The organism is Moorena sp. SIO3H5, from assembly GCF_010692395.1.
GTDB lineage: Bacteria > Cyanobacteriota > Cyanobacteriia > Cyanobacteriales > Coleofasciculaceae > Moorena.
Genome location: NZ_JAAHHS010000232.1, coordinates 1 through 12,176, shown reverse-complemented (window position 1 = coordinate 12,176; position 12,176 = coordinate 1). Strand labels below are relative to the sequence as shown.

Here is a 12,176-nt window from a genome sequence, read left to right as displayed (position 1 = left end):
TCTGAGATTAGTTAGTGTTAGGCTCTTAGTTTCGATAATTACTCTTACCGGGATTACCCTGAGGGAAGCCTGGGAGCTTGATTGTTTTAGGGATTAGGGACTGAGGCCGTTGGCCACGCTACGCGAACGGAGTAGGGAGGAGGCAGTAGGGAGTAGGCAGTGACTGTGTGACTAGTGACAGCTAAAGGGCAATATATGCGAAATATTGCCCTTTAGCTGATAGAATGTTATAGTGTTGATAAAAACTTGCTGTCAAGGAGCGTGCTATGCCGTCTGTGAACAATCAGCCCCCCAAACGCATCAACGCTACATTGCCGGAACCACTAGCGCAATTTGTCGCCGAGATGACAGGAGAAAACGGGCTATACGAAACACCCAGTGAATTTGTTCGGGATCTCATTCGCAAACATATGGAAAAAACTGCTGCGGCTGAACGATACGCCATAAACAGCTTATTGCGGCAGTCTCTCCATGAGAAAAGTTATACCCCTCTGACAGAGGATGATGCCGACACCATTCGCCATAGCCTCAGTTAAATAGCACGATGACATTCTCCATGCAAAAAAGTGCCCTGTTTATGCGACAGTGGCGGGACTATGCACAGAATTACAAAAACCGTGCTGGAGTAGATGTGGCCGAACGATTCATCGCCGCCGTAGAGCAAGCCTTGGATTTCATCAAAAACAATCCCTATGCCTGCGCTCTCTACGATGCCGGTGAAGGATACGAGGATCTGCAAGTCTATCAATTCAGAAAATGGCGCTTGCAAGGTTTTCCCCATGCGGTGCTGTTTCGCTTAGAAGATAACGCAACCATCCTGGTGGAAGTCCTGTATGCCCATAAAATGCATATACCATCGCGTCTTATGAGTGATATGGAAGGGATTTAGTTAGGTAAGGTGATGTTTTCTTACCTGAAGATGCCCTGATTTAAATTCAAATTTCGTAGAATTTCTGGCAATATTTCAATTCCCTCTAGATATTAGACGTTTGGCAAAAGTGGTCTGAATCCCACAGATTGCCTGGTATCAAAATCGCTTTTGTAACAGGTCTATAGGCAATAACTTCTCTCATTGACCAAGCTGAAATAGATCAAATTAAGACAGATTAAATCAGGATAATTGCTATGACTGAAACGATTTATCGAGTCAGTTTGATAATCGATGATTTAGAACTATTACCTCACTCGGAAGGGACAATCTACGAAATAATTGACGGAAAATTATTTGTGACCCGAACGCCTCACCGACGACATCAACAAATTTGTGGGAGAATTTTTAGTTATTTGAATAATTGGTCAGAATCGACAGGTAATGGTGAAACCATTATTACTCCCGGAATTATCTTCTCAGATGCCGATAATGTGATTCCTGATGTAGTGTGGGTAAGCCAAGAAAGATTAGCTCAAATTGAAGATGAAGCCGGACATCTGACCGCAGCACCTGAATTAGTGCTGGAAGTCATTTCTTTTGGTAAATAAAATGAAAAACGCGACCGCGAAGTGAAAGTAAAATTATATTCAGTTCAAGGGGTAAAAGAATATTGGATTGTCGATCGTTTTCGTAAGCAAGTAGAGGTATATAGCCGAGACAAGGTAAAATTAACTCTAGTTGCTACCTTATTTGATCAGGATGAGTTAACTTCTCCTTTATTACCAAATTTTTATGTACTAATCAATCGCTTCTTTCCGGTTAAGTAAAACAGCACGGATAACTGAATGATATCACCAAAATTATAGGTTGTAATAGTCCTGAAATGTAAAGAAGCGAATAGGTAATAGTTCGAGCCATCCTTCAGCCGAGAGTGTTCCCCAAAATAGAACAGGATCGCCAGTTAAATTGTAGTCAATCAGAAAGTTAATACCTATGCCTGGGCTTCAATTCGCGCTTTCCATGCTTGGAGTTTTGCACGGAGGGCTTCCTGACCTGGCTTCGGAGGCATTGCTGCAATCTTGGCAAATCGTTCTCGATTTCGCTGTTCCCAATATTGCCGAATTTCCTTTGCTGTTTGTAGACATTCTTGGTATTCCGCTTCAAACTCAACATGATGAGTTTCAATGTAGGCTAGCGCTGAACGAATCTGATCATTATTAAGACCGAGTTTTTCACAGATCAACTGTTGTGGATACTGAGCTTTCAGGTAATCCATCACGTCGTAAAGAGTGATGCGTGTACCTGCGATTGTCAATCCCCGCTCTGTCCGAATGATTGCTGGTTCTTCAGTAGGTGCTGACACCATATTAAACCTCTTATCCCTGCTGGATAGCTATCTATTCCCTTGATACCCAGAATCCATTATATCCAAGCCCGATCGCTTACTCATTGAGTTGATTGGCGATCGTACCAGGCTCAACTCGAGCGTAGTTTCAAGTAAGTCCCGAATTTACGATCGAGGCAGATAAATACCTTTGATTGAGGCAGCAATGTCAGTAGACCTGCTGGGTTTGATTGAGTATCTGCTTTGGCTGGGAATGGAGAGCTACCAACAACCTCCTGATTTACCAGCAATTCAACAAATTAAAGAAGAAGCGATCGCGTGACTCGCAAAGCTCAAACCAATGTCCAAACGTGCTTTACTTATAAAACCACATTCTCCTTAAAACAACCGGTTTAAAATGAATCCTTACACAATCTTAAATCAGACCCAGTGCCAGCGGGTAAGTGATGGAGTCATCCTGCCACTTCTGAGCGGTTGTGAGTCAGCCACCCGCCAGCTGGTACTTGTCTGGCCCCAACTTGGAGATTTCGACAGTCTCGAATACGCTTGGTGGCTGCAACGGGAAGCAAAAAGATTACAGAGCGAGGGTATAGTAATACGAGCTGTTGGTATTGGCAATCGCGATTCTGGTAAGCGATTCTGTAACTATACGGGGTTTCCTGGGGATTGGCTATTTGTCTCTCCCAATACACAGCTGCACCACCAGCTTAATCTTTATCCAGGACTATCGCTCAAGCTACCAGGGCTCTCAATAACCCTAAATGCCTACTTGAATTTGCTGCTGATGTCTGCGGGTATTGGTAGTCCTGGCACTCTAGCTGAAGTATTTCGAGGCTATTGGGGCGATAGTCAGGCTCCGCAGTTGCTGGATGATGAGGAGGTTGTGCGAGGTGTACCACTTCCGCCTATCAAGGGGTCATTCTTCCGGCTGGCTGGTGGCAAAGGTTTTCAAAGACCCTTTGAATTGGCAACCCTGCGGCTGCGGAATATGACAGAGGTTTTAAGCCACTGGAATACTTATGTGCCCAATGGGGCTTATGTGACCCAGCGAGGGGGAACTTTCTTATTCGATTCACAGGGGAAATTACTCTACCAATACCGCGATGGCGGGCTCCTTGGCTTTGCTCAGAATATGAGTCGTCCACTGTCGTTTTTATTAGATTAGCTCTACCAAAGGGATAGTAACAATGTCTTGATAGATCTAGTGTAATCGAACGCACAATAAAAGAGCGATTGGCCGTAGGCCACGCGGGGCGCGTTCGCACTTATTTGAGTTGATCAAATTCCTTCTCGCTAATTCCTAACTGCTTGAGTATTTCTCGAAATAACCAACCTCCAATCTCAGCATTACCATGAACAGGAATAGTGGTTGACCGTCCATCCGGATGCTTCCAACGGGCATGACTTCCTTTTTGACGAACTTTCTGAAAGCCTAATTGTTTAGCAACTTTTTCTAAGGTTTTAGCTTTAGCTGGCATGAGAAAAAGTTACCTCGACATCATCAGGTAAATTTTTGCCTTCTTCGAGGTATTCTTCTTGAATCATCTCAAAAACAGGATTTAATTCACTGAGGGCTGCTTCAGGAGTTTCTCCCCAGGCATGACATCCTTTAATGGCTGGAATATAGGCGACAAAAGTTCCATTGTCATCGGGACGTAAAATGATTTTATAGTCGTTTATGGATTTCATTAGGGTATTTCATGAATCGACTGGCAGGTTATACTGGCGACGCTGCTCTTGGGCAAACTCAGCGAAAGACCGAAATCGACCTGCATCGAAATCATTCAGTCCTTTTTGAATGCCCTTGATAGCCTCCTGTGAATCTTCCACCTCCGACTCTAAGACACTAGCCAGCAATTCGGAGGCAACCAAGCTAACATCTTGACCTCGCTGAGCAGCATATTCACGCAGTAGTGCTTCTAATTCTGAGCTAAGGGATAACTACCTTTGTCATCGACCTACTTTCCTCCCAACCTTTGCTTCTTAGCTGCATTCTAGCAAAGTGTGGGGGTGCGTTACTAAAGCATTTCCTCAACCCACCGCACAAGATCGCGTACGCACTATAATATAAAAGTGCAACAAATTGGAAAACCAAAACAAATTAATACTCTCGATCTTGAGGAAATGAATCATGAATCATTCGAGTTCTGAGCTAACACGTCCGCTTACTGATTGGCGTGACGATTTATTATTATAAATATAAAAAAATTCCGACGAACAGATTCTACAATTATTTATTACAAATCCTTCGTTTATTTCGTCAAAGCCAAATGACGAAGCAAGAATCTGTAGATACTTTAAAAAACTAGAAAATAAAATCAGATTAATTAGTTAAAATAGGGTGATTGTATAACAATATCAACTAGATATAATTCGATTAAAATTATGAACAACTGTCTGAATGAAAGTTAAAGAGGTACTTAAGCGATTAAAAAAAGATGGATGGTATCAAGTAAGAATGCGGGGAAGTCATAGAATTTTATCTCATCCTCAAAAGCCAGGTATTGTAGTAGTTCCAGGTAAGCTAAGTGATGATATACCCATCGGAACATGGTAGTGCAATTTGGAAACAAGCACAGTTAGGAGATGAACAATGAAAAAATATGCAGTAATTTATGAAAAAGGCGATACCAACTGGGGGGCAATTGTGCCAGATTTACCCGGTTGTGTTAGTATTGGTGACAGTTTGGAAGAAGTCCAAGAAAATGTTAAAGAGGCGATTGCACTTTATCTGGAAGTTTTGGTCGAAAAAGGAGAAAAAATCCCTCAACCTCAAACCCAAGTCGGATTTGTAGAAATAGCAGCTTAATCCCTAGTTTCTCAAAATGCTACAAGATCTCAAGATCTATTGGGTGGGATGGTGCGTTCAGTGATATTCGGTCAATAAATGTCTTGAGAGATCTGGTGTAATCGAACCTACCCTACAAGAGCGTATGCACTCAACCCAACCAACAACAGAGATCACCCTTCCAACCCGCTCGCGCTATTTTATTCGCATTTAATTTTCTTGTGTCAGGCTTTTGATAATCTTTTTAGCCAATCGCTCATTAATTTCTCGATGCCTTGGAATTGGTTCCGTTTGTCCGTTATTTGGGTTATGGTAAATATCGTGTTTCCCACCATGTCGAATCAAATAGCAACCGGAGTTTTATAAGTAGGCAATTAAATCGAGTCTTTTCATGCAAGCTCAAGTTCTGCGACTCTCTTAATTCCGGGAATTTCTTCACTAGAAAATGTTCTATAGAGATCAGCTAAGTTCTCTTTTAATTCTTCTAGATCAACCCCTTGTGTCCAATGATCTGGAAATTCATTCAAATAGCCCAAGAACATCCCATCCGCTTCTTTCCAATATGTATATGTAATTTTCATGGATTTTACCCTATGTTCGCGCTTCGATAATTTAAAAAAATCCGTTCATAGCTTGGTAATTGTTTAGCCATATTTCCCTTAAAAGCTGGTTAAAGGCTTTTGCTCCCCGCTCGCGGTGGCCTACGGCCTCCGCTACGGGAACACCAGATGGGGGTTTCAAGGAAAGACCCGAGGAATCACCTTTGCGCGATCGCAAACTTTGTGATCAGCTCCAAAAGCTGATTACACTCCTTTTTATTATTAATAAAGAAATGGCCACCAGGAAACATGTCTATCGTGAAAGTGCTACTGGTTTGGTCACCCCAGGCCGCAAGCTCATCACTGTTGGCGTCGGTATCCTCCAAACCTCCGAAAACAGATATCGGACAATTAAGTGGGGGTTCGCTAGTGTAGGTATAGTTTTCGTTAATCCCGAAATCCGCTCGCAGGATCGGTAGAAATAGTTCCATTAGCTCCTGGTTTGCTAGCACAGTCTCTGGTGTGCCATTATATTGACGCAATTCTTCGATCAACTCAGACTTGGGCAAATTATGAAGGGGACGTTTTCGGGGAGGTACTTGAGGAGCGCGGCGACCGGAAATGAACAGGTGTTGAGGACTCGGGGCTTTTTCGCGCCGGAGTTGACGGGCTAATTCAAAACTGATTATTGTTCCAAGACTGTGACCAAAAAAGGCGAAGGGGATATCGAGATAGGGCAGTAACGCTGGTGTTAGGGTTTCAATCAGGGGCAATATACCAGTAAACAGGGGTTCCCGCAGTCGCTTGCCCCGTCCGGGCAGTTCCACTGGGCAGACTTCGATATCCGGTACCAATTGGTCTGGCCAAGTGCGAAAGCTAGAAGCAGCACCACCAGCAAAAGGAAAGCAAAATAGACGCAGGCGGGCTTTAGGATTTGGTTTTGGGCGAGTGATCCAAGAGTTGGTAGTAGTCATTGGTTATTTTGAAGAGAACAGGGAGTAAGGAGTAGCGATGCAGAGGTGCGACCCGTGGCGAATTAAATTATTAACGCGGAAATGGATCACTTTTGTAATACAAGATAATAGGCTTAGTGGTTATTTCACTAAGCCCATAAATAGTTTACAATAAAATCCGAGTTATAGCGTTTCTAGTAATCATGAGGTATACATTAGTTTTTACCTATTCCCTCTTCTGTCTTCCCTCTTCTGTCTTCCCTCTTCCCTACTCCCTGCTCCCTGCTCCCTGCTCCCTAAAAACCATAAATTTGTACCTCACAAGTCGTATAATTGCTATATATTAATATCATGTGGGGATAATTAGTGATAAAACACCATTACCCTTGAAACCTTACTCCTTTCTTCTGCCCTCTGGCTTCTGTTCAGCAAACCCTATTTAATACCAGTAAAACTTACTATCACCCGATTCAAATCCGATAGTGAAGGCAGATTCCTATCAGTTAGTGATGGCATTGGCGACCTATTGATTTCAACAATATCACCTGTATAGTAGTAAGGTTTAATATTATCTTTTTCTTTGCCTTTCTGGCGAGCAAAGTATAGTTTAACTTGTTCTCCTTGGTTTGCCTGAGAAGTAATATAACCAACTAGGGCATGTTCATGGGAGTGAAATCCATTTTTCCAGTGGTATTGTTTAGGTAATTGCTTTTCTAAGGTCGGCCAAGTCAGTAAGTTCCATACTCCATGATTAGTATGATCTACCATATTTTGAAACCACCAATTAACAGTTGATTTTAAATATTTTTCAACGTAGGATGAGTCTTCCAAGCTAAGTGTTCCTGCCATTTGATCTAATTCAGCATAGACCCACCATTTTTTGTCAAGGTCACGAACACCCTTATCATTCTCATCAAAACTAATACCTTTACCCCAAAGCCCTGATTCCACATCATAAGCTTCCTCTAGCATACGAGATGCACCTATTTGGGCAAAGTCAATAAATCTTTGATTATTGAGAAGTTTACCAGTTAAGTAAATCATCCAAAAGGCTTTCATGGAATGACCATAATCTGTGGGCAGTTTTCCCTCTCCTATATTGTTAATCTCCATCCAGAATAGATTATATTCAGGGCTATAAAATTCGTTAATTACAGTACTTGATAATTTTAACAAATTTTGTTTCCATTCTGATTGATAAGGTTCTGGTAAGATTGGGGCCAGAATAAGCATGTAGGTATAAATCTGATCCAATTGGGAAAGCAAATGTTTTTTCTGTTTAAGCCAATTGTTAGTAACATTTTCATTTTTAACTTGCTTGGGAACCCACATCATCATCTCTAGTTTTGGATCATAATAGGTCTCAAAGATAAAGTCCTTTAGTTGAATAATTTCTGGTAATAGTTCCTGGTCTTGAGTTAGATAGTAATAAAAAGCCATTCCCTGTAAAGCATAGGCTAGTTCCTGACTAGTACGCTTTAAAACAGAAGGACCAGATTCGCGAGTTTCTCTTTTTAAGTAACTAAATGCACCACCATTTTCTCGATCAAGTCCATAGTTACGAATCCAATCTATTCCAGCTTTTGCTAAACTAAGAAACTTTGGGTTTCCACTTAAATGATAGGCGACGCAGTATGTGTAAACTTGACGAGACTGAGAGACAATATAGTTTTTATCTAAGTTGTTGGTAATATAACTATAATTGTCTCCTAATTTAGTAAAAGCTGAACAGGGTTTAGATGGATTGACTAGATCACCATTGTCACAGCGAAAACTAGGAAAATTACCCACAGGTTTACCGTAAGCAGTTTCCATCAACCACCAAGGATTGAGGTCTTCTTCTAGATGCTGTAACCATTGTTGACCCATCGTTATTTCTGTAGTTTGTTGTGCTAATATTGGTTTAAATACGGTATAAAAGCAACAAATGCTCAAGATAATGATGCTATTGATTAGACTAAAAGCCAATTTGTTTTTGCGAAAAAGTTTAAGCATTGTATTTTTAGTTAATTTATTTCAGTAAAAGTAACTTCTATTTTATTCATTTTAGGTATTGAAGTTAGCGGTTTGTTATTGATTTTTTCAATCTTTCCTGTATTGTAGTAAGGTCTAATTCCTTGGTTTTCTTGTCCTTCCTTACGGGCAAAGTATAGTTTCACTTTTTCTCCTTGAGTTGCTTGAGTAGTAATATAGCCAATTAAAGCATGTTCGTAAGTGTGAAAACCATTTTTCCATTTCCATTGTTTAAAACCTTTGTTTTCTAATGTTGGCCAAATTACTTTATGCCAGATTCCATGATTAGTATGATCTACCATATGCTTAAACCACCAATTAACTGTTGATTTTAAATAGTTGTCAACGTAGGATGAGTTTTCTAAACTCAGAGTTCCTGCTACTTGATCCAATTCAGCATAGATCCACCAACTTTTATTAAGGTCTTTAATTAATTTTTGATTTTTATCAACATACAATCGTGAATACCATGTTCCTGATTCAGAATCATAGGCTTCTTTTAATAACTGATCAGCACTAGTTCTCGCAAAAGTAACAAATCTTTCATTGTTAACTAATTTACCAGTTAGGTAGATCATCCACAACGTTTTTATTGAATGTCCATAATCAGTTTTGCCAGTTAATATTTTTTTATCTTCTGAATTGTCAATATAATACCAAAAAGTATTATATTCAGGACTGTAAAACTGGTTCATTAAGATACGCGACATGTGAACCAAATCTTTTTTCCACTGCGACTGGTAAGGTTCAGGTAATATCGGTGCGAGAAGCATTAGATAGGTGTTCATTTGATCTAATTCATACACTATTCTTTTCCTGTGTTTTTTGGATTCCTGGTTTTGAGGGTTTTTCGGGAATTGAAGTATTATGTCTTGTTCTGAATCATAGTAATTTTTAAATATAAAGTCTTTTAATTTAATGATATCTGGCAATACTTCTTCATCTTGAGTGAGATAGTAATAAAAAGCCATGCCCTGTAAAGCATAGGCTAGTTCTTGACTATTACGCTCTGAAACAGAAGAAAGAGGAGTAAGATTATCTTCAGAAAAGACAGTAAATACACCTCCATTTTTTCGATCAAATCCATAGTTGCGAATCCAATCTAATCCGGCTTTAGCCAAATTTAAAAATTTGGGATTTCCAGTCAAGTGATAAGCTACCCCGTAGGTGTAAACTTGACGAGACTGAGCAACTATGTGCTTTTTATTAAAGTAATTTTTAATCCAATTTTCTTCATCGTCTAAATCCTTAAATATTGGGCATGGTTGAGACAAATCAAGTAGCTCCCCATTGTCACATCGCAAGCTAGGAAAATTACCTACAGGTTTACCAAAAGCAGTTTCCATTAACCACCAAGGATTGAGGTCTTCCTCTACATGCTGTAACCATCTTTCACCGGTTAGGGTTGGTGATTTTTGTTCGACTAATATAGGTTGGCTAATGGTTGGTGACAAGCCAACTATCAAGGTAATTACTAAAGTAGTAATGACTACATATAAATAAAATCGATATTTTTTGATCATCTGTAAATAAAGGGTTTTAGCAATTTGAGTAACTCAGCACTTCATTAAGTTTTTTGGATTTCCGTTATTGCTTATAAATCTTACTCAGCTATCTGATCGGATTCACTTGCAAAAATCAGCAGAGCATTTTTTTTTAGTTTTGTAATTAATATACTATCAGGTCTGCACTCAAAATAAAAGGAATCCCCCCTAAACCTCCTTAATAAGGCAAGGCTGTTTCATTCTCAATTTTTTGGTTTCCTGAACCTCCTGACTGGCAAAAGTTTCGCGCCGATTTGCTGACCAGAAGCGGCTTTCAAGCCCTCACCCATGAATTTGAGTCCGACGCAAGAAACAGCCCTGCCGACCTGGATGAGCAAGCTGGCTCGTTGTTCGCGTAGCGTGGCCTACGGCCAACCAAGAATCCCCTAGCTTCTAGCTATGGGGAGTGTCAACGGAATCAATGGCGACGTTTCCTCTAGTTTTCCCTGTCTTGATGCACTTTATTATCTTTGAGATTATCTTTGAGATTATCTTTGAGTATTATCTTTGAGTAAGTTTCCAAAATTTTCTAGCAAATCTTTTGCCAATAATCAAATAACTTTCCGTTGTAAAGTGAACCTGGTCTTGCAAAGCCAAGTCATCTGTAGTGATCATCTCAGTAGCTGGTAACTGGACTGTTTCCTGTTGCGCTTTAACCGTTTCCCAGTTGGAGAGCTTTTTTTTAAATGTAGTGGTGCCAATTTGAGCAAAAACTACTGGTAACTCAGGTTTTCCTAAGTCTTGACGGAAATCTTTTACCAACGTAATAAATTTATCAGCCCACTGATTAGGGAAATGTGTTCGACTTGGATCGGCTTGAGGATTAAAGGCATCACTTTCTCCCTGAAAGAATAGTATACCTTTAATTTCTCCCATTGGTGAAGCCGCATAGGCTCGCTTTAAGCAAGAGCCATACAAAGTATCTTCACTTAGATCTTTTTGCCACTGTTGAATAGTAGTGTCCCATTTAGCACAGGGAATTAAACCAACAATCAGTTCAGGATCGTATTTGAGCAATTCAGTAGCAAAGGCCATCCCTGGACCGACTCCAGCTGACTTATCTTCAACAGACGTGATCAACTTGTCCACTTGGTGAATCAATCGGTTCGCTGCCTAGATGCCAGCGGTAATCGTTTCCAAAGACAAAAACTCTGGGGTGGGTAACCGAACTAGCAGGTGTCAACGGACCACTTCCTGACATATTCGACTGTCCTGCCAAAATAAATAAGGACATCTTGCCTTGAAAATTGCCAGCAACCGGTTTGCTTTGATCATGCTTAATAGCGGAAGTACTCAGGAGACCGTAGCGTCTGAGCAACTGGTCTGCTTGAGCAGACTTTTGTAATTTAATACCTAAAAAAGTACAGATAACTAAACCGATAACTAAATAGGAAAGTCTGGAGCAAACTTTCATGATATTGCCTTTTTAGTTGATATTTTCAATAGTTAGGATTTTAACGGTTATCATAGTATTAATGTCCTCAGTATTTTTGACTAATTTTGAAATTCCCTACTCCCTGCTCCCAGGAGGGGAAAAGAGCCAATAGTCAAACAACTCACGGGGTGACAAGCGCTCTTTAAAATCTTACAGGGGTTAGGTTTTAGGGGTTAGGTTTTAGGTAACATCGTCAAGCGGGATGGATTGATTAAAACTATCTATGAACTGGAATTGGTAAAAATTGCTTCAATTGCTGGGAAATACAAATGACACCGATGCGCTCATTTTACCCAAAACCTAAAACCTAAAACCTAAAACCTAAAACCCAACAACTATCTAGGTTTAAGCTTTGTTGTCATCCCGTGAGATATTAGTTAAAAACAAATTTAACTTGAGGAATTACTAGTCAAAAAAAACTCTCATATCTTGATGAGAGTAAAACGCTTAAATATAGCTGATAATTTTAAGAATAACGGTTGTCATATTGACAAAATAATTTAGAAATAATGCAGAGCGGGATTATAAATGAATTGTAGTGATTTTTGATGCCATATTACCTGCTCCCTGTTCCCTGCTCCCTGCTCCCTGCTCCCTGCTCCCTGCTCCCTGTTCCCTGTTCCCTGCTCCCTGTTCCCAGATAGGAACAGCACACGTCTGGCCTCCAGTCACGAAGGAACCCGGACCT

Annotated in this window: 17 protein-coding genes and 1 pseudogene; 7 read left to right on the top strand and 11 right to left on the bottom strand. The window is 40.4% G+C overall.

Annotated features, from left to right (window positions below):
• Nucleotides 1–266 precede the first annotated feature (266 nt).
• The 3 genes and pseudogenes from F6K52_RS22580 (at nt 267) to F6K52_RS22570 (ending at nt 1,698) form a co-directional block, all read left to right on the top strand.
• Nucleotides 267–536: a ribbon-helix-helix domain-containing protein gene (locus F6K52_RS22580; protein WP_293082959.1), complete on the top strand. Its 270-nt coding sequence runs from the start codon at nt 267–269 to the stop codon at nt 534–536.
• A gap of 8 nt (nt 537–544) precedes the next feature.
• A complete protein-coding gene (locus F6K52_RS22575; protein WP_070391078.1) occupies nt 545–889 on the top strand; it encodes a type II toxin-antitoxin system RelE/ParE family toxin in 345 nt (114 codons plus the stop codon).
• A gap of 236 nt (nt 890–1,125) precedes the next feature.
• Nucleotides 1,126–1,698 (top strand): annotated as a pseudogene (locus F6K52_RS22570) (Uma2 family endonuclease).
• A gap of 164 nt (nt 1,699–1,862) precedes the next feature.
• Here the strand turns inward: F6K52_RS22570 and F6K52_RS22565 are convergent.
• Complete coding sequence (locus tag F6K52_RS22565) at nt 1,863–2,237, bottom strand: DUF433 domain-containing protein (protein WP_293082956.1); 375 nt, start codon at nt 2,235–2,237, stop codon at nt 1,863–1,865.
• 376 nt (nt 2,238–2,613) lie between these two features.
• On the opposite strand from F6K52_RS22565, the gene F6K52_RS22560 reads away from it, so the two are divergent.
• Entirely contained in the window at nt 2,614–3,381 is a 768-nt protein-coding gene (locus F6K52_RS22560; protein WP_293082954.1) for a peroxiredoxin-like family protein, read from the top strand.
• A gap of 100 nt (nt 3,382–3,481) precedes the next feature.
• Here F6K52_RS22560 and F6K52_RS22555 read toward each other — a convergent pair whose 3' ends face one another.
• The 3 genes from F6K52_RS22555 to F6K52_RS22545 are packed head-to-tail and all read right to left on the bottom strand — an operon-like array spanning nt 3,482 to nt 4,088.
• Nucleotides 3,482–3,694, bottom strand: a complete 213-nt coding sequence (locus tag F6K52_RS22555; protein WP_293082951.1) for a type II toxin-antitoxin system HicA family toxin — start codon at nt 3,692–3,694, stop codon at nt 3,482–3,484.
• Nucleotides 3,684–3,905: a type II toxin-antitoxin system HicB family antitoxin gene (locus F6K52_RS22550; RefSeq protein ID WP_293082949.1), complete on the bottom strand. Its 222-nt coding sequence runs from the start codon at nt 3,903–3,905 to the stop codon at nt 3,684–3,686. The genes F6K52_RS22555 and F6K52_RS22550 overlap by 11 nt, the downstream gene beginning before the upstream one ends.
• A 9-nt stretch (nt 3,906–3,914) precedes the next feature.
• Nucleotides 3,915–4,088 carry a hypothetical protein gene (locus tag F6K52_RS22545; protein WP_293082946.1) on the bottom strand — a complete coding sequence of 58 codons (174 nt, stop codon included), beginning with the start codon at nt 4,086–4,088 and terminating at the stop codon, nt 3,915–3,917.
• A gap of 529 nt (nt 4,089–4,617) precedes the next feature.
• On the opposite strand from F6K52_RS22545, the gene F6K52_RS22540 reads away from it, so the two are divergent.
• Together F6K52_RS22540 and F6K52_RS22535 are read left to right on the top strand one after the other, a co-directional pair.
• Nucleotides 4,618–4,773, top strand: a complete 156-nt coding sequence (locus F6K52_RS22540) for a type II toxin-antitoxin system HicA family toxin (protein ID WP_293082943.1) — start codon at nt 4,618–4,620, stop codon at nt 4,771–4,773.
• Nucleotides 4,774–4,809: 36 nt separating this feature from the next.
• The gene (locus tag F6K52_RS22535; protein ID WP_075896543.1) at nt 4,810–5,025 is read left to right on the top strand and encodes a type II toxin-antitoxin system HicB family antitoxin; all 216 of its coding nucleotides are present in this window, start codon (nt 4,810–4,812) and stop codon (nt 5,023–5,025) included.
• 189 nt (nt 5,026–5,214) lie between these two features.
• Here the strand turns inward: F6K52_RS22535 and F6K52_RS22530 are convergent, their stop codons facing one another.
• From F6K52_RS22530 to F6K52_RS22520, 3 genes are all read right to left on the bottom strand, one after another.
• Nucleotides 5,215–5,349: a type II toxin-antitoxin system HicA family toxin gene (locus F6K52_RS22530; protein WP_293082940.1), complete on the bottom strand. Its 135-nt coding sequence runs from the start codon at nt 5,347–5,349 to the stop codon at nt 5,215–5,217.
• A 44-nt stretch (nt 5,350–5,393) separates the two neighbouring features.
• On the bottom strand, nt 5,394–5,585 hold the full coding sequence (locus tag F6K52_RS22525) for a hypothetical protein (RefSeq protein WP_293082937.1): 192 nt from the start codon (nt 5,583–5,585) through the stop codon (nt 5,394–5,396).
• Between the two features lie 176 nt (nt 5,586–5,761).
• Complete coding sequence (locus F6K52_RS22520; RefSeq protein WP_293082934.1) at nt 5,762–6,517, bottom strand: thioesterase II family protein; 756 nt, start codon at nt 6,515–6,517, stop codon at nt 5,762–5,764.
• A gap of 182 nt (nt 6,518–6,699) precedes the next feature.
• Here F6K52_RS22520 and F6K52_RS22515 point away from each other — a divergent pair, with 182 nt between their 5' ends.
• On the top strand, nt 6,700–6,843 hold the full coding sequence (locus tag F6K52_RS22515; protein ID WP_293082932.1) for a hypothetical protein: 144 nt from the start codon (nt 6,700–6,702) through the stop codon (nt 6,841–6,843).
• Between the two features lie 88 nt (nt 6,844–6,931).
• On the opposite strand, the gene F6K52_RS22510 is transcribed toward F6K52_RS22515, so the two are convergent.
• From F6K52_RS22510 to F6K52_RS22495, 4 genes are all read right to left on the bottom strand, one after another.
• Nucleotides 6,932–8,491 carry an AGE family epimerase/isomerase gene (locus tag F6K52_RS22510; RefSeq protein WP_293082930.1) on the bottom strand — a complete coding sequence of 520 codons (1,560 nt, stop codon included), beginning with the start codon at nt 8,489–8,491 and terminating at the stop codon, nt 6,932–6,934.
• An 11-nt stretch (nt 8,492–8,502) separates the two neighbouring features.
• Nucleotides 8,503–10,032, bottom strand: a complete 1,530-nt coding sequence (locus F6K52_RS22505; RefSeq protein WP_293082928.1) for an AGE family epimerase/isomerase — start codon at nt 10,030–10,032, stop codon at nt 8,503–8,505.
• 522 nt (nt 10,033–10,554) lie between these two features.
• Entirely contained in the window at nt 10,555–11,142 is a 588-nt protein-coding gene (locus tag F6K52_RS22500) for a sialate O-acetylesterase (protein WP_293082924.1), read from the bottom strand.
• Entirely contained in the window at nt 11,117–11,467 is a 351-nt protein-coding gene (locus tag F6K52_RS22495) for a sialate O-acetylesterase (RefSeq protein WP_293082921.1), read from the bottom strand. The genes F6K52_RS22500 and F6K52_RS22495 overlap by 26 nt, the downstream gene beginning before the upstream one ends.
• Between the last annotated feature and the right edge of the window lie 709 nt (nt 11,468–12,176).